This is a genomic window from Rheinheimera sp. KL1, from assembly GCF_001275035.1.
Lineage (GTDB): Bacteria > Pseudomonadota > Gammaproteobacteria > Enterobacterales > Alteromonadaceae > Pararheinheimera > Pararheinheimera tangshanensis.
Genome location: NZ_LAMX01000015.1, coordinates 53266 through 73645 on the forward strand (window position 1 = coordinate 53266; position 20380 = coordinate 73645).

A 20380-nucleotide genomic window follows, 5' to 3' on the forward strand; every position below is an offset into this window, starting at 1 on the left:
GAGCACAGTAGGTAGTATTTGCCGTTATGTTAACAAAGCTATTGGCGCAGTTAAAAATCACCAAAAAATCAAGCGATGTATTTGCTGGCGTTCATTTATCTGCCAATAGTTTAAAGGTTGTTGTTGTCAGCCGGCAACCTGCAACTGAAACCCGGGTTGAACAAATGTTTCAGGAGCAATTTAGTTCCTCTGCACAATTATCAGCTGCTTTTAAAGCCGTGGCGGCAAAATTACCTTCGGATTGCCACTGTACTCTAGTGATCCCGCCTGAGCGTTATATGGTGTTGCAGATTGATAAACCAGCGGTGCCTGATGAAGAGATCTCATTAGCCTTGCCCTGGACTATTAAAGACTTAGTGACTTTGCCTGACGATGATATGGTGCTGGATTATCTGGATTTGCCTCTACAAAACCAACTGCTGGGCGTCAAAGTCAATGTAGTGGTCAGTTCTAAAAGCTGGCTGGCTGACATAGTGGCTCTGTTTACGCAAAATAAGCTGCACTTAGTTGGGATCCAACCGGAAGAATGGTTAGCAAGAAACTTATTACCTGCTAAGAATCAGGCACTGATGCTGGTCTCGCATCAAAGTGGCCAGGACCTGGCTGTACAAATTTTACAGCAGGGGCATCTTTGTTTTTCCCGGCGTTTACGCGGTTTTAATCGTTTGGACCAATACAGTCTGGACGAATTACAACAAGGCGTGTTTGATAATTTGTTGTTGGAGTTACAGCGCTCTATCGATTATTTCGAGGGGCAGTTAAAGCAGGCTCCGGTGAAAGAAATTGCGTTGTTGTTGGTCAATAGCAACCAGAGCGGTGTAGTGCAGTTGTTTGTGCAAAATGGATTTTCCCAGGTATTCGCCCTTTCTGCCAAAGATGCGGGTGTACAGATGTCAGCAGAGCAGTTTAACCTGTATTGGCTGGCTTTGGCCGGAGCTATCGAACCGCTGTGTGCACAAATGGAGGTGAACCTTGAAGCTGCGGGTTAACCTTTATGTGCAGGCTTTACAGCCTGTCAAAGAGAAGATTAGTTTAAAGCTGCTGATTGGCAGTACGTCAGGCTTGTGTGCTGCATTGCTGGCTATTGGTCTTTTGATGAATGCGCAGGCTGCCTCGAAGCAATCTGAGCTCTTAGTATTACAAGAGCAAGTGAAACGTCAGGAACAGCAAATAAAACAACTTCAGGACTCGCTTGGGAATCGCCAGCCTGCTCCGGTTTTGGTGAAACGGCGTACTGAGTTGAACCAGACCATAGCGCAAAAACAAAAGCTGTTGCAATTTGTGCAAGGTGAGCAATTAAAAACTTCAGTGCAATATTCCCCTGTATTGCAGTATCTGGCCGGTATCGACCTGCAAGGCTTTTGGTTAGATAGCTTCAGTTTAAGTGCCCACAGCAGCCAGTTTAGTGGTTATGTCACTGAGCCTGAATTATTGCCGCAATGGCTGAACAAATTAGGCGGCACAGCGTTTTTTAAAGGCCATACCTTTTCTCAATTTGAGATTAAACAGCAGGAAAATACAGAGGCTTTAGCTTTTAAAGTCACATCTTCTGCGGTGGTTCTGACTACTGCGGAGGCTAAACCATGAGTGCATGGCAACAAATGTCAGAGCGTTTCAGCGCGTTAAAAGAGCGGGAAAAGTACACAGCTTTGATTGGGGCTTTGCTGTTGTCTTTATGGCTCTTTATGCTGCAACTTTTAGTACCGGCTTTCGAAGAACTAAGGAAAGTGGAGCAGCAAATCACCAGCGCCACTCTGGCTACACAGCAGCACAGCAATACCTTAACTACATTAGAGCAGCAGGCCGGAGTAGATCTGGATGCTAATTACAAAAAGGAGTTAGAGGCGTTAGAGCTTCAGGAGCAAGAGCTGCAACAACAGATTTCCAAACTGACCAGCTACTTTATAGGTTCTGAGCGCATGGCCTCTTTACTGCAGGATGTGTTAAAAAGTAGCAAGAATGTCAAGATGAAATCAGTGATTGCCAACCCTCCTGTGCCTTTAACCTTCGCAGAGCAGGGCACTGATAATAAAGCAGTTATTTATCAACATTCGACAGTTGTGGTTCTGACGGGCAGCTATTTTGCATTAACAGCGGTGCTGGAGCGTCTTGATGCGTTGCCCTGGTCTTTAGGTTGGCAAAGTATTGACTATAAAGTCACTGAATATCCTGATGCAGAGCTGACTTTGCATTTACTGACGGTGAGCGATAATGAAAGTTATATTAAGTTGTAGCCTGTTGCTGCTTCTGAGTGTGGCGGTGCAGGCTGCTTCAGATCCAACAAAACCTGATGTTGCCATGGCTGTGCCTGTGGCCGCGGATCCTGTTCAGTCAGATCAGAGCGTTAAATTTAAATTAGGTCTGATTAAAAACGTGCAGGGACAACAGATGGCATTGATTAATGGCCAGTCAGTGAAGCAGGGTGATGAAATTGATGGTTACAGGGTGCTGAGCATTAACCAGAAACAGGTGGTGTTACAGCAAGCGAATGAGCGTTTAACCTTAAGTTTGTTTAAAGCGATGAAAACTCAATGAATTATTTTAAGAAAAACTATTTCACATTAGCTTTCATCAGCTTAAGTCTGGCTGCGTGTCAGGGGTTGCAGGAAACGAAGGTGCCACAACAAGCACAAGCGGCGTTAACTGAAGCGCAAAAACAACCCAAAACCGCGGCTCCTGTGGTGCCAGACAGTGTGACTCAGGATTTGTTAGCCTTAGCTACCCCTATGCAGCAAGGTCAGGCCATTCAACCTCGTTTTAATGTAGCTGCCGCCAATGTGGAAGTTGCAGACTTTTTTACTTCTTTAGTCGCAGATACAGACTACAGCGTGGCTATTCATCCGGCAGTTTCGGGCCAGATCACGCTGGATTTAAAACAAGTGACTTTAAACGAAGCTTTTGCCGTGATTGAGCAACTCTATGGTTACCATATTCAGCAAGTAGGTCGATTTATAAAGTGATGCCAGGTGGCCTGCGCACTGAAACTATCCCGGTGAATTATTTATTGATGCAACGTTCAGGCAGTTCATCTATTTCTGTCACTGCCGGTGGTATTAGTTCTGGCCAAAACGGCAACCAGAATAACAACAATAATGGTCGTAATAGTCAAAGCAATACTCAGATCCAAAATAATAGTAACGGGACTGAGGTGAACTCTAATTTCCAGACCGGATCTAATACTGCAAACGGCAGCTCAGTGCAAAGTTCCAGCGAAACCGATTTCTGGAAAGACTTAAAAGAAGCTATTACAGGGGTGATGGGATCAGGGCCGGACAGAGCCGTGGTGGTTAGTCCGCAGGCTGGTTTAGTGACTGTGCGTGGTTTGCCGGCTGAAATTGAAGCCGTACGGGCTTATTTAGGTCAAACCGAAGCCAGTTTGCAGCGTCAGGTGATACTGGAAGTAAAAATTATTGAAGTCACCTTAAATGATGATTATCAGCAAGGCATTAACTGGAGCCAGATCGCCGGAAGCATTGGCTCTACAGATATCAACTTCAGTAATAACAGCTTTACGCTGGGAAATAATATTACCGCTCAGATAGGCGGCTTAGGCAGCATAGGTTTTGAAGGCGATGATTTTAGTGGAGTGATTAACCTGCTGGAAACTCAGGGCAATGCTCAGGTGCTGTCCAGTCCGCGTGTTACCGCCATTAACAACCAAAAAGCCGTAATTAAAGTAGGCTCTGATGAATACTATGTCACTGGGGTCAGCAGCAGCTCGAATCTGGCTGATACCACAGGGACTGGCACAGGCATTACCAGAGACGTCCCGATTCCGGAGCTGGAACCTTTTTTCTCAGGTATTGCTTTGGATGTAACGCCGCAGATTAATGTCGATGGTGATGTCATTTTACACGTGCACCCATCAGTGTCCGAGACCACAGAGCTGAGCAAGTCGATCAACTTAGGCGGTACCAGCGCTTATACTCTGCCTTCGGCTCAAACCAATATCCGTGAATCCGATACTATTATTAAAGCCCGTAATGGTGAAATTGTGGTGATAGGCGGTTTAATGCAATCCACTATCAGTGACAGTGAATCTAAGGTGCCAGTGCTGGGCTCTGTGCCATTGCTGGGCAAATTATTTACCAGTATCAGTAAAGTGGAACGGAAAAAAGAGCTGATTATTCTGATCAAACCTACAGTATCGTCCGGCAGCGCTATGCAGCAACAGCTGAAACAATCTGCCGATTTGATTGATCAATGGTATCCGAAGAACTGATTATGTTGTATTTACGCCACTTTGGTTTACAGCAGACCCCATTCAGCCTGACGCCTAACACGGCGTTTTATGTCGATTTGCCTCAGCATCATGAAGCGTTAGAGGTACTGACTACAGCCTTGGATGTAGGGGAAGGGTTTATCAAGGTGACGGGTGAGGTTGGCACGGGCAAAACTATGCTCTGCCGCAAGCTGATGAATGAAGCTGCAGACGATTGGGTGATTGCTTACATTCCCGACCCTTATTTGTCTCCACTGGAGTTACGCTGGGCTTTTGCCGCAGAGCTTGGATTAAAGCAGGCTGATATGATAGATAATCAGCAGTTAGTTCAATTACTACAGCATCGTTTAGTAGCGCTGGCTGCTGAAGGCAAAAGAGTGGTACTTATTATTGATGAAGCGCAAGCTTTACCTGACGATACACTGGAAGCCCTGCGTTTGTTAACGAATCTGGAAACTGAGCAGCGTAAATTACTGCAGGTCGTATTGTTTGGCCAGCCAGAGCTGGACAAACGCTTAGCCAGTTATAAATTTCGCCAATTACGCCAGCGCGTCAGTTTTTCCTATTTACTGCGAGGCATGACCTATGACGAGGTGCAGGCTTATGTCAGCACTCGTAGTGAGATAGCGGGTGTCCGCCATCCGCTGTTTTCACCCGGAGCATTAAAAGCTATCTGGAAATACAGCAGAGGGATCCCACGTTTAGTGAATGTATTAAGTCATAAAGGCCTGATGTTGGCTTTTGGCGAAAATAAGCTGCAGGTCGATACCAAACACTTACGTTATGCCGCAAAAGATACGGAAGATGTGCAACAGCACAGCTACGTTTTAAGTGATGTACTGCGTGGACTTTTAGTCTCAGTGCTAGTGGGCGCTGCCGCTGCTGCCTGGTATTTCAGGGAGTTGTGGATATGAGCGTGATCAATAAGATGCTGCGTGATTTAGATAAACAACAGCAGCAACAACAGCACAACGGTTTTAGCCGTGTTAAAGCTCAACGAAAATCTCAGTGGCTTGTATGGGTTGCGGTTCCTTTGGCTTTATTGGCAGGCTGGTGTGGCCAGGCCTGGTATATGGAACGTTTCTCCATTGATACTGAATTAGCTCCCACAGCTTCTGATCTGCAAAAAGGTCAGGTTCATCCGCTTGCTGCTGGTACTGAGGCAGTGCCACAGACGAACAGTCTGGCGGATGTGACCGATGTCTCCGCTGCTGCTACAGAGCAAGCGGTCAGCCTGCAGGATGTGGTGGCCGAGCGTATCTCACCAGAAGCCGCTGCTCAGCTTGCGAAGACTACAGTCGCTGCGCCTGACGCCGCAGCTGAAGCCGCATTACAGCCTTTTGTGAATCAGCCTGTCGCTGAAGAACGAGTCGTAGAAGTGGTTTTGGCTGAACCTGTTCCTGCGGCCAGCAATGAAACTTCGTTGGCCTATACAGAGGCAACAGACGAAGTGCAGGTCAACGAATTCGACCAAAGCGGAGACTTTACCTCAGAGTCTGAAACTGCTATCGAACCTGACTGGAACTATATGCCACAAGCTTCAGATAAACCCCGCTCTCTGGCGATTGAAAAAGTACAATTAAGCCCAGAACAGCAAAAAGACTTACTGAAAGATAAAGCGCAAAAAGCTGAAGCTATTGGCAAGCTCACTCAGGCAACGGAGTTGTGGCAGCAGATACGCCAGCTTGAACCTTCCCGCAGCGAAGCTTATTTCGAGTTATCCCGTCTGGCGCAAGTTCAGCGCAATGATGTTGCCGCTGTGCAGGTTCTGGAGCAGGCTCTGGCTTCTGGCATACAGGATCCAAAACTCTCTATGGCGTTGGCGGCGTTAGCGCTAAAGCAACAGGACTGGGCCAAAGCTTTAAGTTATTTGCAATATGAACCTGATATTTTTAATTACACTGACTTTTATGCATTAAAAGCCGCTGCCTTGCAAAAAACCAGTCAACATCCTCAGGCTGTGCAGGTGTTTCAGCAATTGGCTCGTCAGCAACCTGAACAGGCACGTTGGTGGTTGGGAATGGCACTAAGTTACGATGCGATGTCACACTCTGAACAGGCATTGCATGCGTACCGTCAGGTGGCTGTAAATGGTGTCGGTTTATCGGCCCAGAGCCTGGACTATGTTAAAAAACGCATCGCGGCGTTAGAGTGATTTTATGTTAAAACCCAGACTGAAAATGCGGCTTGGCGATTTGTTGGTGCATGAACATATCATCACCGAACAGCAATTACAGCAAGCTTTAGCGCAGCAGCAAAAAACAGGCCGTAAGCTGGGTAGCAGCCTGATTGATATGCAGTTTTTAACTGAAGATCAGTTGCTGCAGTTTTTATCCCAGCAACTCAAAGTGGACTTGTTGGATATTAACCAGCAGCAAATTGACCCCAAAGCTGTGGCTTTGCTGCCCGAGGTGCATGCCCGTCGTTTCCGCGCTTTAGTGTTGGAAGACCGGGGCAGTTCTGTGTTGTTGGGTATGAGCGATCCGGCCGATTTGTCTGTACTTGATCAGATTGCGCCTATGCTGGCGCCAAAAGACATTTCTATCGCCATAGTGCGGGAAAGTCAGCTGATCAGTGCTTTTGATCGTTTGTACCGCCGTACCAAACAAATTGAAAGTTTTGCCACTCAGCTCAAAGAGGAATATGCCGAAACCGATATTCTGGATTTTGGTGCCTCAAGCGATCCAACAGACAACGACAACACTATTGTTAAACTGCTGCAATCTATTTTCGAAGATGCAGTGCAGGTAAGGGCCTCGGATATTCATATCGAACCGGATGAAAAGCTGCTGCGCATTCGCCAGCGGGTAGACGGTGTGTTGCAGGAAAACGTCTTAAAAGAAGTCAGCATAGTGCCGGCTTTGGTTTTGCGTTTAAAGCTGATGGCGCAGCTGGATATTTCTGAGAAACGCTTGCCGCAGGATGGCCGTTTTCAAATCAAGATTAAAGGCCGCACTATAGATGTGCGGATGTCGACTATGCCTGTGCAATATGGTGAGTCGGTGGTGATGCGTTTGCTGGATCAGTCGGCAGGTTTACTGACGATGGAGCAAACCGGTATGCCGGATGCACTGCTTAAACGTTTGCGCCGTATACTAAAAACCCCTCACGGCATGATTTTGGTCACAGGCCCTACTGGCTCGGGTAAAACCACCAGCTTGTACGGCATGCTCAGCGAACTGAACAAAGAAGGTAATAAAATTATTACCGTAGAAGACCCGGTGGAATACCGTCTGCCCCGTATCAATCAGGTTCAGGTCAATCACAAAATTGGCCTGACCTTTAGCAATGTATTAAGAACCAGCTTACGCCAGGATCCCGATATCATCATGGTCGGTGAGATGCGTGATCAGGAAACGGCGGAAATTGGCTTACGAGGTGCCTTAACAGGTCACTTAGTGTTATCCACTTTACACACCAACGATGCCATCAGTAGTACCTTACGTTTAATCGATATGGGGGCTGCTGAATATTTAGTAGCCAGCGCTTTGCGGGCTATTCTGGCGCAGCGGCTGGTGCGACGTTTATGTTCTCATTGTAAAAAAAACTACACACCGGATTCTTCTGAAATCAGTTGGTTACAGCATAAACATATCACACCGAACCAGCAGTTCTGGCGTGGTGAAGGCTGTCAGAACTGCAACTACACGGGGTATTCAGGCCGTATCGGCGTATTTGAGTTACTGGTGATGAACCGTGAATTGGCGGATGCATTGCGTCGCAGTGATGCCGAAGGTTTTGCCATCGCTGCCCGCAACAACGAAGGCTTCCGGCCTTTGGGGGATATGGCGCTGGATTATGCCATGCAGGGCCTGACAAGTATTGAAGAAGTGATTAAAGTCTCTGAATACCTGGAACTGGAAGAGCCTCTTGTTACGGATGTTGCAGAATGGGACGCTAACTAATGGCCACCTTCAGCTACACAGCCAGAGACAGGCAAGGCCAGTCTGTCAACGGTAGTATTGAAGCCAGTAGTGAAGCCGCTGTGGCTGATCTGTTGTTACAACGTAGCCAGATCCCTATCAAAATACAACTACAGGAAGAGAAACAGGCCGGTACAGCTATTGTCTGGCCCTGGCAGCTGGTCAGTATGACCGAGCTGATTATTTTCTCGCGTCAGATGTACTCGCTGATGAAAGCTGGTATTCCTATTATCCGCGCTATTGTTGGTTTGGCCGAAAGCACCAGTTCTGCCGCGTTGAATAAGGTGTTGTTCGATTTAGCCGAGCAGTTAGAAAAAGGCCGCACTTTATCTGCGGCTATGGCGCAGCACCCGAAAATATTCAGTCGTTTGGTGGTGTCCATTGTGCATGTGGGTGAAAATACCGGTCGTTTAGACGAATCCTTTTTGCAACTTTCCAGCTATTTTGAGCAGGAGATGGAAACTAAAAAGCAAATTAAACAAGCCACCCGCTATCCAACTTTTGTGCTTTTTGCTATTGCTGTTGCCATGGTGCTGATGAATATGTTGGTGATACCACAATTCGCCACCATGTTTGCCAAATTTAATACGGAGTTACCATGGGCGACTAAGGTGCTTCTGGCCAGTTCTAATCTTTTTGTCAATTACTGGCAATGGATGCTGGCTGTGCTGATAGGCCTGGTGTGGGCGCTGAAACTTTACTTGCAGACGGAGAAAGGCAGCTATCAGTGGAGTTACTGGAAACTAAAAACGCCTTTGATGGGGTCTATTATTGTCAGGGCCACATTAGGACGCTTCAGCCGTAGCTTTTCTATGATGCTCAGAGCCGGTGTACCTTTAACTTCAGCTTTAACGCTGGTCGCCGAAGCGGTAGATAATGATTATATGGCAGAAAAAATCCGCGAGATGCGGAAAAATATTGAGCGTGGCGAAAGCTTGTTGCGGGTGGCGGTACAAAGTGAATTATTTACGCCTTTAGTGCTGCAAATGTTAGCGGTAGGCGAGGAAACAGGCCAGGTTGACGATATGTTGACTGAAGTCGCATCTTTTTACGAAAGAGAAGTGGCGTACGATCTAAAGTCACTGACGGCAAAAATTGAGCCTATTTTAATTTGTATCGTCTCGGGTATGGTGCTGATTTTAGCTTTAGGCATTTTTACCCCGATGTGGGATATGCTCAACGCATACAAGGGTAGTTAGTAAATAATCGGTAAAAATGAAAAAAATGTAAGACAAGTTCATAATAGTGAGTAAAATAGACGCAATTAGCGATAAACTAACAAATAAAGATATGGAGTTAATAAAATGAGACGACAGAGCGGTTTCACTATTATCGAAATTATCATTGTAGTGATAATTCTGGGATTATTGGCAGCAACAGCATTGCCACGTTTTTTGGATGTTACTGAGCAGGCTGAACAGGCATCCATTGATGGTATCGCAGGCGGCTTCGCATCTGCTGTTGGCTTAGTGCGTGGCCAATGGGAAGTAGAGGGCCGTCCTTCTGCTAATGGTTCTACTGGCGCGGGAAATGACCCTGATACAACTAGCGTGTCTATTGATAACGTGCGTATTTTGGTTGATGGTACCAGTACTGCTGCAGGTATTAGCCGGGGTTACCCGACTGGGGCCGCAGATGATGATAACGGTAGCGAGATTACCGATATTACTAATGCGCGTTGTCAGGAAATACTGAATGTCATTTTACAAAACGGACCAGCTTCTGTAGTGGCAACCAGTGCTACAGCCCCGACTCTTCAGGCGATTCGTGATTCTGCGGCTACCTTGTTTGTACAGGAAGGCGCTGCAAGCACATCTCCTAGCTCTGCAAATGTGTGTTTTTACTACCAGGTGGCAGGTATTAATGCGAGACCGGCTCCTGGTGACGAAGCTAATCTGAATGGCTTTAAATATAATCCAGCGACGGGCAGCGTCGTTGTATTCAAGAACAAAGCTTAATTTATAAATTTTAATTACTAAATTATAGGGAAGAAGTATGAAATCTATCAATAAAACTCAACAAGGTTTTACCTTAGTTGAACTGATTATCGTAATCGTCATTTTGGGTATTTTGGCGGTGACTGCAGCACCAAGGTTTTTGAATTTCCAAGGTGATGCGAAAGCGTCAGTGCTGGATGGCGTTGCAGGTAGTTTGAAGTCTGGTTTAAAGATAGTGGAAGGCAAAGCTATTATTGCTGGTTTAAATAAAGCTGTTTTAGCTTGTCTTGATGCTAATAGTAATGTCGTTATAGCGGATGCCGGCACAAGCAATGATGAATGCGATACTAACGAATTCAAGCTCACCTACGGCTCTCCAGCACTTGATACAGCGAGCGTAACAGCTATTGCCGAGTTCAGTGATGGTATTGCAGTTGCTCTTGAGCCTTCGACTGGCGGCGCAACGCCTGTGGCGGGAACCAAAGTTTTTATTGCTAATAATGCTGCAGATCTGGCTAACTCAGATTGTCGTGTCGAGTATACGCCGGCAACGAGCACTGAAGCTGCCTTAGTGGAGGTCAAGAACTCTGGTTGTAACTAAGACATAAGCGATGAAGTATTCAATGCAACGCGGCTTTACATTGATTGAGCTGATTGTTGTGATGATACTGATTGCCATTCTCTCGGTCACAGCTTTACCTAAGTTTTTGGGTAAAGCTGGCACCGAGGAAATTACAGTTCAGGATCAATTAATAGCTGTGCTGCGTTTGATGCAAAATCGGGCCATGCAAAATACCGATCCTAATGCCTGCCATCAGGTACTTTTTACTGCTTCGCAGTTAGGTTCCGCAGCACTAAATCCTTGTAGCACCACATCTTCTTTTAGTCTTCAGCAGCAAAACGATGCCGATCAACTGCTTCTTTCAGGCAGTGACATTAGGTTAAGTTTATTTAACGCCAGTAATGGTGGTGCAGAACTTAGTCCTCCTTTGCGTTTTCGTTTTAATTCACTTGGCAAACCTGTGGAAGATACTAATTTATCTCAGGCTTTGTTTAACGGTAATGGTGTCCGTTTTGTTATTCGGGGCGTTACTAATGCCGCAGTATGTATTGAATCTGAAGGCTTTATTCACACATGCACCTAAAGCCCTTTTCTTTACCCAAAGGTTTTACTCTGATTGAAATCATTGTGGGTATAGTGGTGCTCGCTATTGCCTTGCTGGTGATTACAGCGAGCTTGGGGCCTCTCTATAAGCAAAGCGCAGATCCCTGGCACAGAGTCCGGGCCGCCGAGCTGGGTCATAGCTTTTTAAATGAAATTCTGGCTCGCTCTTTTGATGAGAATTCAGACCGGGCTGGTGGTGAATATCGTTGTGATGCCAGCGCAGAGCAGGGCTCTGTATCTTGTACTACACCAGTGCTTGCTGCGGGCTCATTAGTTTTCCCAGCAGATTGTAGTGGAAGCAGTTGTGAAGACCGTCAGAGTTTTGATGATGTCGATGATTTTGATGGCTTTAGTTCTGATGGCGCTGCTATCGCAAATATTATTGATAATTCACTGTTGGCCAGTTACCGCAATTATGGAGTCGCTGTCAGAGTGGGCTATGACGGTGACAGGGATGGCATCATCAATAACCAAAACTGCACTCTAGCTCCTGATCCTTATCAGTTTTGTCTGGAGCGACAACTCAAACTTATAGTGGTAAGTATTACAACACCCTCTGGTGAAACCATAGATTTTTCTGCCTACAGGGGGAACTGGTGATGGTGAGCGCTTCGCGGGGTTTTAGTTTAGTTGAGCTGATATTGGTCATTATTCTTTTGGGGATAGTTTCTACGCTCAGCCTGGGATTTCTGCGAAACGGAGCACAGATGTATGCGCAATCTGCCGACCGCGAGCGTTTATTAAGTCAGAGCAGGTTTGTGATCGAACGTTTAACCCGTGAGCTACGTAATGCGTTACCCAATAGTGTCCGTATTTCCAGCGATGGACGTTGTGTTGAGTTTATTCCGCTGAAGTTTGCCGGACGTTATACAGAGCTACCAGGTGTTAACGCCGCAACAGCTTTAGACATGACGTTTTTTAGTGGCCAAAGTAACAGTGTGACGAATTTTTCCTCTTTGATTGCTGAAGGTGATTTCATCACTGTGTATCCCACACAGCCTGAGCATTATTACAGTAAAAACAGAACATTAGAGCTCAAAGCTGCAACAGCTGTAGATGAAAGCTCAGGTCAAAGAGTTAAACTGGAATTTAACTCGGCAACTCTAATAGGTTTTCCTCAGGCTTCACCTAATCAGCGCTTTTTTGTCTGGGACTTTCCTGTTCGTTATTGTTTAGTGGCTAAACCTGCAGCTACTAATATCTATCTACATGATGTGTATAGATTTGATGATTACGGGCTTCTACAGCAGTTGCCACAAGTGAGTGATTTGGATAGTGCAGCAGGCTCTTTGATGGCCACTGATGTTTTTTTCAATCCGAACCAGGGCCTTAAGCCATTTTCCTATGAAGATGGAGTACTAAAGCGCTCTTCGGTTGTCCATGTGGTTTTAAGCTTTAGCAGTAATTTTGCGGATGATCTGTTTTTTAATCAGGAGATCCATATTCCCAATGTGCCCTAATCACCTGGCTTCTTCATTAAAAAAACAACAAGGATCCATGCTGATGGTCGCCTTGTTTATTGTGGTGGTTATGGGGCTACTTGTCGCTGCATTAAGTCGGTTAGTTATTAGCAGTTCAAGCATGGTCTCAACTGAAGTTTTAGGCATCAGGGCTTTCTTTGCCGCTCAAAGTGGTTTAGAACTGGGTTTAGCTGAGCTTTATCCCTTACAGCGAAAAACGTCAGCTTCTGATGACACAGCGATAAGTGAACCTCTGGTTTGTCTGGACAAAGAGTATAATTTTTTTGTTCTAGGTTTAGCTCAATGTAAAGCAGAAGTCAGCTGCGTGGAAAGTAATGATACAAACGCAGGCCGCAGGCATTATTACCTGACCAGTATCAGTCGTTGCGGTGAGGGCAGTTATACAAGTTCAAGAACTCTGGAAATGGAAGTGTGGCAGTGATGTGTTGTTTCAGGGCAGTGAATTATGAAATGTAATGCAGTAGCGACTTCTGTCCACCTGTTTTTTCTGCTGATTGTTTTAACAATGCTAAGCATGTCGCAGGCGAGTGCGGCGACCTATAACCTTACTCCTCCAAACCGGCCGGCATTGTGCAGTGGTAATCAGGGTAGTTGGAATGGCACTACTTATACATGTACCTGGAATCAGCCTTTTTCTTTGCTGCAGGGTGATGTAATTACATCCAGTACAGCAATAACCATTCATTCTAACAATGGAGTGAATCTGACTGGTGTTACTTTAGGTAACAGCACTAACCCTATAACTCTGACTGCCGAGAGTGGCAGGACTATTCAGCTGAATAACTCCGTTTTATATAGCTCAATTGGTGGTGGTAGCACTCAGAATGTTGTTTTAACAAATAATACCATTGTGCATGGTAGTATCAGTGTCAGTGGGACAGTTCAATCCACTAATTCAACAGTGATGGGCACTGTTACCTCAAGCAACGGCGCTGTAACTTTTTCCGGTGGTCAGGCATTTGGCCATATAAATGTGCAATGCTGTAAGGTTACAGTCTCAGGCGGCGCTGTTATCCATGCCGGGATCCTGGCGGGTAACAACGGTATCAATATAAGTGATAGTACGGTAACAGGTGACTTAAGCGCAGGGAACAACGAAATTATTCTGACCAATGTCACTATGCTGTCAGGTAATATCAGCGCTGGCTCAAACAATGTCACTATTAACGGTGGTGATATCACGGCCAATGTCACTAACTCCAATAGAGTATTTGTCAATAATGGCGCTGAAGTGCATGGGAATTTGCAGGCTCGTTATCTGGTGGAAGTCAATGACAGTACAATCTACGGTGATATTGAAACCACGGATAATTTCCCTGAAGGGTTACACCATGTAAAACTAACAGATTCAATTGTCTACGGTAATGTCACAGTAAGAACTGACTGGGGAACCATTACAGGGAACTGGCCAGATAGTGCTATCTACGGTGATTGTGATTATAAATCTGTTACACCCTCCCTGTGCCAGACAGCACCGCCGCCAGCTGCAGATGCGTATTGGAAGTTCGATGAAGCGCAATGGACAGGCGCATCGAATCAGGTGCTTGATTCCTCAGTCAACCTTAGGCATGGTACTGCGCGTTATGGTGCTGCCACTTCTGTGATTGATCCCTCACCTGCATCTTGTACCTTTGGTTCTTTCCTGCGCGGATCGTCGTCGTCGAATAACCCCCATGTTTATGTTGAGCGGAATGCTTATTTTCATAACGCCGATGATTTTGGTTTTGCCTTGTGGCTAAAAATGAATGCGTCTCAGCAGTCGGGTAGCCGGCAGGTGATTCTGGCTTATGGAGATGAAGACGGCGTAGAGGACGACGATGACGGACGTTTTGAGCTATTACGCACTTCTGCAGGACGGTTACGTTTTGCCGTGCGGATGCAAAGCGAAGACTTACGTTATGTAGAAGTGAATGGCTCAGGCATATTCGACGGGCAATGGAAACATATTGCTGTAAGTTACAGTAAACAAAATAAGCGGCTGCGTTTGTATGTCAACAATGTATTAGTTAGCAATACGCCCAATGCAACTATAGGTAATGGCAACAGCGATCGCACGCCTAATGATGGGGATACCGGCTTATCTATTGGCGCTTTGCCAGACGGAGACAATGGCATTCGTGGTCAGATTGATGAGGTAAAGTTTTTTGCTCATGAGCCTACTGCGGCAGAAATTCAAGCCATGTACCAACAAACTGCCAGCTGCACTAACGAATGCTTCAATGAAAACTTCACCAGCGATACCAACTGGTACCTGACTCAACGCAACAGTACCTCCCCTTCACTCAGAACATCGCCCAGTCGGTTGCGGTTAACTGAAAACATAAAAAATCAATCGACCTCTATTACCTTTAAACGCAGTTTTCCTGCTGCTGGTAATAAAATGACCATAGAATTTGACCACTATGCTTATGGTGGTGGTACGAATGGCGCTGATGGTATTGCGTTGGTTTTATCTGACGCTTCAGTCACTCCGATTCCTGGTAGTTATGGTGGCAGTTTGGGCTATGCGCAGCGCACTAATGTCAGCCCAAGTCAAAGTGGTTTCGCTGGCGGCTGGCTGGGGATAGGCTTTGATGAATACGGTAGCTTCTCTCAGGCAACAGAAGGGCGGGTTGGCGGCACTTCGGCCCGACCTAATGCTATAGGAGTAAGGGCTGCGAGCAGCACCAGTTACGGCTGGCTGGGTGGTACTACGACATTGTCTCCGGCACTCAGTGCATCGGGCAGCAGCCTGGGCCGTGGTGACAGATACAGAATTACTATAGATTCCACAGCCTCAAGTTCAACCGCTGTTGCCTTTCAGCTAGAGCGTCGTCTTGCTGGCGGAACTACTTACAGTACTTTATTAACTTCTACAAATTTATTAGCCTTAGGCCAGCCAGTTCCACCTGCCAATTTATTGCTGTCTTACACTGGTTCGACGGGCGATAATACCAACTTCCACGAAATTACCAATATCCAGGTTTGTACTCAGAAACCTTCTACGCCTATAGAGTTAGGCAATCAAGTACATCACTTTGAATTAGTGTATGCGAATAAAGGCCTGACTTGCGAAGCCGAAACTATTGAAATTAAGGCCTGCGCTAATAGTTCTTGTAGCGTATTGGCAGCAGGCCCGGTGAGCACTACGATCAGCGCAAGTAACGGCGGTACTTTTGTTGGGGGAAATAATCTTACATTTACAGCTAGTACTACAGTTTATTTACGCCAGACTAATCCAGGTGACACCACACTGTCACTGACTGGAGCGCCTAATCCTGCGGTGTGCAGCACCTCTGGCTGTAAAATTAACTTCAGTAATGCAGGATTTAAGTTTTATCGGGATAAAACATCAACGGCAGGCATAGCAAATCAGATTGCAGCTGTTCAAGGCGGCGGCTATTTACGAGCGGTTAAAACTAATACTGATACTATGACTTGTGAAGCCAGAACTACAGGAACCCGCAATGTAGCTATGTCTTTTGACTGCAGTAATCCGATAAGTTGTGTTCCTGGCCAGACTCTTACACTCATAGATAATACTACTTCGGCAACGACCAGCACGATCTTCAATGGTTCTGAAGAAGGGAACACTAAAAACGTTAGTCTTACCTTTGATAATCAGGGTTTTGCCCCCCTGGGTATTGAGTACAGTGATGTAGGGCAATTAAGGTTATCTGCATCTCTGTCGTTACCTGCAGCAGGTAATAATCCTGCTGTTACTTTGAGTGGTTTTAGCGATTTTGTGGTTCGTCCTTATCGTATTAATGTCACTAACGCTTTATTTTCAGATACTTCTGACCCTACAAATCCTGTTAATACAATAAATCCGCAAAGCCTGGATACTGGGCCAGGCTTTATTGCAGCGGGAGAACCTTTCCAGCTTGATGTTTCTGCTGTGAATGCACTGGGAGCCGTCACTCCTAACTATGGTAATGAGACTACCGCTCCCGAAACTGTTGCCGTAGAATTTGGCCAATTGGTGCACCCTGCCGGAGGCGTCGATGGAACTTTCACTCAAGGCGCTACTTTTACCAAAATAACAAACGGAATGTTCAATAGTTCCGGTTTCGGTTGGAATGAAGCAGGTAGTTTCAGTGTGTTGGCCAGAGTTGCGGATAATGATTATTTAGGCACAGGTTCAGGTGCTGCTTTTAGCAGTGTTCCTTACATAGTGGGGCGTTTCTATCCGAAGCATTACAGCTTGGCCAGTTCCACCCTTGAGAATAGCTGTGCAGCGTTCACTTACATGGGACAACCTGCGATAAAACTGGCTTACGAACTTCAGGCCAGAAATTCTGCTGGTGAAATTACTCAGAACTACGGTCCAGCTTATGGCGTGCTCGCTGTGCCTTCTGTGGTGCTGGAAAATGCTGACAACGGTACAAGCCTCAGTAGCAGAATTAATGTTCCGGCGTCGAGTTGGGTAGCCGGGGAATATAAGTTGATGCATACCGATCTGAGCTTTAGCAAGCCAGCTCTACCCGACGGCCCTTACTCGTCGTTAAAAGCTGGTATTCAGATTACTGATGCTCTGGATGGTAGGAGCTTAGAGGTAAAAGATATGGACCCGACCAGTGCAGGGGCCTGTGGCAGTAGCTGTGTTGCTGAGGCTCTCAGTGGGACTCTGGATATGCGTTATGGCCGTTTTGCACTGTTAAACGCTTCAGGCCCTGAAGACGAAGACTTGCCTATCGTGTTGCAAAGCCAGTATTGGAATGGCAGCCGGTTTGAGCGCAATTTAGATGATAATTGCTCCCTCTATGCAGCAAGTAACTTAAATGTAACAGGCATTACCACCTTAAAAGGCGGCACGTCCGGAACTTTGGTCACAGGACAAAATCCGTTTTCTGGTATTTTCATTCCAGCGCCAGGAGTGCCCGGTACTGCCACTATGCAATACCAGATCCCACCAGCGCTCAATTATCTGCAGTTCCCGTGGAATGGCGGTACGGTACTCACAAACCCTGCAGCAGAAGCTCAGTTTGGTCGGTATCAGGCAATAAACGCCAAATCTTCTGGCAGGAGCGACTGAACTAAAACTAATTCAGTGCTGACAAAACTTAAATTCATCTGCCTTGTCTGATGACGAAACAATTGGCTTTTCAATAGCTTTGGTTTAATTTGGTAAAAACTAAAGATAAAGCTATTTTCTTGGCGTTTTGTTACTTAAAATAAGCACCATTTCGTCGGGCACCTTGTGTCACCACCTCTTAGTTAAAAGGATTAGTCTGTTCCATGTTAAATAAATTGCGTGGTCTGTTTTCAAATGATCTGTCGATCGACTGGGGACAGCCAATACACTCATTTACGTAAAAGATCAGGGTATCGTATTAAACGAGCCTTCAGTAGTTGCTATTCGTCAGGAAAGAACTGGCGGACCAAAGAGTGTTGCGGCCGTTGGCCACGCCGCCAAGCGTATGCTTGGCCGTACTCCTGGCAATATCAAAGCCATTCGTCCTATGAAAGACGGTGTAATTGCCGACTTCTATGTGACTGAAAAAATGCTGCAGCATTTTATCAAACAAGCACACAGCAACAGTTTTCTGCGTCCAAGCCCACGTGTACTGGTGTGTGTGCCTTGTGGTTCTACCCAGGTTGAACGCCGTGCTATCCGTGAATCTGCTCAGGGTGCTGGTGCACGCGAAGTCTACTTAATTGACGAGCCAATGGCTGCTGCAATAGGTGCAGGTTTACCTGTATCTGAAGCGACTGGTTCTATGGTGGTCGACATTGGTGGTGGTACTACTGAAGTTGCTATTATCTCTTTGAACGGTGTGGTGTATTCCTCATCAGTTCGTATTGGTGGTGACAAGTTTGACGACGCCATCATCAACTATATTCGTCGTAACTACGGCATTCTGATTGGTGAAGCCACAGCTGAGCGTATCAAAACAGAAATTGGTTCAGCTTACCCAAGCGACGAAATTCTGGAAATTGAAGTCCGTGGCCGTAATCTGGCTGAAGGTGTGCCTCGCAGTTTCACTATGACCAGCAACGAAATTTTAGAAGCTTTACAAGAGCCTTTAGCTGGTATCGTTTCTGCCGTTATGGTGGCTTTAGAACAGTCTCCACCAGAGCTGGCTTCTGATATTTCAGAGCGCGGCATGGTGTTAACAGGTGGTGGCGCATTATTGCGTGATTTAGACCGTCTGTTGATGGAAGAAACCGGTATTCCTGTGGTTGTAGCTGACGACCCGCTGACCTGCGTTGCTCGTGGTGGTGGTAAAGCTTTAGAAATGATCGACATGCATGGCGGTGATGTGTTTAGTTACGACTAACAAGTCAGTCCTGAATGAAACCTATCTTTGAGCGTGGCCCATCTCTGCCATTACGACTGTTTCTTGCAGTCTTGTGTAGTGTTGGGCTAATGACGCTGGACAGATTTACCGATAGTTCCACACAGTTGCGTAGTTATTTAACCGCAACTGTGAGTCCTTTGTATTATCTGGCCAATTTACCTCAAGCCATGTTGTCTGATGCCTCCGAGCAATTTATGTCTCACCAGCGTTTACTGGAGCAAAACCAGAAGCTGCGTGAAACTTTGCTGCGGCAAAATACCCAGATGCAGCGCCTGCAATTTTTACAGCAGGAAAATGACAAACTGCGTTCACTGTTAGGCTCAGTGCCTGTGGCTGATAGCAAACGTCTGGTTGCCGAAGTGCTGGCTGTGTACAGTCATCCGTTCAGTAACCAGATTGTGATCAACAAAGGCAGCAACGACGGCGTAGTGGCACAGCAACCTTTAATCGATGATTTAGGGGTTCTGGGACAAATTGTCAGTGTGGGGCCTACCAGCAGCCGTGCTTTACTGATTTCTGATACTACTCATGCTATCTCTTTGCGGGTCGAGCGGAATGGCGATCACGTAGTGGCTGAAGGTTTGGGCCAGTCGGATGAAGTAAAGCTGATGCATATTCCGCACAGCGCAGATATTCAGCAAGGCGACAAGCTGATCACCTCGGGTTTGGACGGTATTTTCCCCGAAGGCTATCCGGTGGCTGAAGTCGTACGAATTAGCCGTAATGCGCAGCAGCCGTTTTTGCAGGTATATGCCCGGCCTTATGCTCAGCTTGATCGTATTCGTTATGTGTTATTAGTCTGGCCTAAAGCTAAACCGGAAATTGACGAGCAAATCGCCCCGCCTGATGCTGAAGCGTCCGCTGTGGCAGGAGATTTCTGATGGAAAAGTCACATCGTTTGTATCTGGTGTATTTATCTCTGATGTTTTCGCTGGTATTGGCTGTGGTGCCTTTACCCGCTATGGTGAAACTATTCCGCCCCGACTGGCCTTTATTGGTATTGTTTTACTGGGCTTTGGCTTTGCCATTTCGAGTCAGTATAGGTACTGCTTTTGTCGTTGGTTTTTTATTGGATGTGCTGGTCGGTACTGTGCTTGGCGTCAACGCTTTAGCTTACTCTGTCATTATTTATTTCTGTTCTGCACACCATTTGAAAATCCGTAATTTCTCCATTTTGCAGCAAAGTTTAGTTATAGCGCTGTTTTTAGCGTTTTATCATTATTTTATCTTTTGGCTCAGTCATTTCTTAACTGGCGTGGTCTTTACTATGGCCTATTTATGGCCTGTAGTGACTGGTGCTGCGGTCTGGCCTTGGATCTTCTGGTTATTACGCCGTATCCGTCGCCAGTTTAAAATTCATTGAGTGTCTTT

At 46.2% G+C, this 20380-nt stretch carries 19 protein-coding genes and 2 pseudogenes; all 21 read left to right on the top strand.

Annotated elements, in window-relative coordinates; all coding sequences use genetic code 11:
• The first annotated feature begins 26 nt into the window (after positions 1-26).
• The 21 genes and pseudogenes from WH43_RS07660 (at position 27) to mreD (ending at position 20372) form a co-directional block, all read left to right on the top strand.
• A complete protein-coding gene (locus WH43_RS07660) occupies positions 27-989 on the top strand; it encodes a hypothetical protein (RefSeq protein WP_053424050.1) in 963 nt (320 codons plus the stop codon).
• Positions 973-1587 carry a PilN family protein gene (locus WH43_RS07665; RefSeq protein ID WP_053424051.1) on the top strand — a complete coding sequence of 205 codons (615 nt, stop codon included), beginning with the start codon at positions 973-975 and terminating at the stop codon, positions 1585-1587. Before WH43_RS07660 ends, WH43_RS07665 begins: the two co-directional genes overlap by 17 nt.
• Positions 1584-2234, top strand: coding sequence for a hypothetical protein (locus tag WH43_RS07670; protein ID WP_053424052.1), 651 nt, complete (start codon positions 1584-1586; stop codon positions 2232-2234). Before WH43_RS07665 ends, WH43_RS07670 begins: the two co-directional genes overlap by 4 nt.
• A complete protein-coding gene (locus WH43_RS07675) occupies positions 2212-2535 on the top strand; it encodes a hypothetical protein (protein WP_053424053.1) in 324 nt (107 codons plus the stop codon). Before WH43_RS07670 ends, WH43_RS07675 begins: the two co-directional genes overlap by 23 nt.
• Positions 2532-2960 (top strand): hypothetical protein, encoded by a 429-nt coding sequence (locus WH43_RS20460; protein ID WP_286049564.1) that lies wholly within the window; start codon positions 2532-2534, stop codon positions 2958-2960. The genes WH43_RS07675 and WH43_RS20460 overlap by 4 nt, the downstream gene beginning before the upstream one ends.
• Positions 2960-4222, top strand: coding sequence for a pilus (MSHA type) biogenesis protein MshL (mshL, locus tag WH43_RS07680; protein WP_286049574.1), 1263 nt, complete (start codon positions 2960-2962; stop codon positions 4220-4222). Before WH43_RS20460 ends, mshL begins: the two co-directional genes overlap by 1 nt.
• The gene (locus tag WH43_RS07685) at positions 4204-5136 is read left to right on the top strand and encodes an ExeA family protein (RefSeq protein WP_286049565.1); all 933 of its coding nucleotides are present in this window, start codon (positions 4204-4206) and stop codon (positions 5134-5136) included. Before mshL ends, WH43_RS07685 begins: the two co-directional genes overlap by 19 nt.
• The gene (locus WH43_RS07690; protein WP_053424054.1) at positions 5133-6377 is read left to right on the top strand and encodes a tetratricopeptide repeat protein; all 1245 of its coding nucleotides are present in this window, start codon (positions 5133-5135) and stop codon (positions 6375-6377) included. The genes WH43_RS07685 and WH43_RS07690 overlap by 4 nt, the downstream gene beginning before the upstream one ends.
• Before the next feature lie 4 nt (positions 6378-6381).
• Positions 6382-8127, top strand: coding sequence for a GspE/PulE family protein (locus WH43_RS07695; RefSeq protein ID WP_053424055.1), 1746 nt, complete (start codon positions 6382-6384; stop codon positions 8125-8127).
• Positions 8127-9344 carry a type II secretion system F family protein gene (locus WH43_RS07700; protein WP_053424056.1) on the top strand — a complete coding sequence of 406 codons (1218 nt, stop codon included), beginning with the start codon at positions 8127-8129 and terminating at the stop codon, positions 9342-9344. The genes WH43_RS07695 and WH43_RS07700 overlap by 1 nt, the downstream gene beginning before the upstream one ends.
• 105 nt (positions 9345-9449) lie before the next feature.
• Entirely contained in the window at positions 9450-10103 is a 654-nt protein-coding gene (locus tag WH43_RS07705) for a prepilin-type N-terminal cleavage/methylation domain-containing protein (RefSeq protein WP_053424057.1), read from the top strand.
• Positions 10104-10140: 37 nt separating this feature from the next.
• Positions 10141-10683, top strand: a complete 543-nt coding sequence (locus WH43_RS07710) for a prepilin-type N-terminal cleavage/methylation domain-containing protein (protein ID WP_053424058.1) — start codon at positions 10141-10143, stop codon at positions 10681-10683.
• 10 nt (positions 10684-10693) lie between these two features.
• Positions 10694-11227, top strand: coding sequence for a pilus assembly FimT family protein (locus tag WH43_RS07715; protein WP_082335716.1), 534 nt, complete (start codon positions 10694-10696; stop codon positions 11225-11227).
• Positions 11218-11847 carry a type IV pilus modification PilV family protein gene (locus tag WH43_RS07720; RefSeq protein ID WP_053424060.1) on the top strand — a complete coding sequence of 210 codons (630 nt, stop codon included), beginning with the start codon at positions 11218-11220 and terminating at the stop codon, positions 11845-11847. The genes WH43_RS07715 and WH43_RS07720 overlap by 10 nt, the downstream gene beginning before the upstream one ends.
• Positions 11847-11921: pseudogene (locus tag WH43_RS21060) on the top strand (prepilin-type N-terminal cleavage/methylation domain-containing protein); the annotation flags it as partial. The gene WH43_RS07720 and the pseudogene WH43_RS21060, both read left to right, overlap by 1 nt.
• Positions 11922-11954: 33 nt before the next feature.
• Complete coding sequence (locus tag WH43_RS07725; protein ID WP_053424061.1) at positions 11955-12707, top strand: hypothetical protein; 753 nt, start codon at positions 11955-11957, stop codon at positions 12705-12707.
• Positions 12697-13149, top strand: coding sequence for a pilus assembly PilX family protein (locus WH43_RS07730; RefSeq protein ID WP_053424062.1), 453 nt, complete (start codon positions 12697-12699; stop codon positions 13147-13149). Before WH43_RS07725 ends, WH43_RS07730 begins: the two co-directional genes overlap by 11 nt.
• A gap of 24 nt (positions 13150-13173) precedes the next feature.
• On the top strand, positions 13174-17742 hold the full coding sequence (locus WH43_RS07735) for a DUF6701 domain-containing protein (RefSeq protein WP_053424063.1): 4569 nt from the start codon (positions 13174-13176) through the stop codon (positions 17740-17742).
• Between the two features lie 203 nt (positions 17743-17945).
• A pseudogene (locus tag WH43_RS07740) lies at positions 17946-18988 on the top strand (rod shape-determining protein).
• A 14-nt stretch (positions 18989-19002) separates the two neighbouring features.
• A complete protein-coding gene (mreC, locus tag WH43_RS07745) occupies positions 19003-19890 on the top strand; it encodes a rod shape-determining protein MreC (RefSeq protein WP_053424064.1) in 888 nt (295 codons plus the stop codon).
• The gene (gene mreD / locus WH43_RS07750; protein WP_053424065.1) at positions 19890-20372 is read left to right on the top strand and encodes a rod shape-determining protein MreD; all 483 of its coding nucleotides are present in this window, start codon (positions 19890-19892) and stop codon (positions 20370-20372) included. Before mreC ends, mreD begins: the two co-directional genes overlap by 1 nt.
• Positions 20373-20380 lie beyond the last annotated feature (8 nt).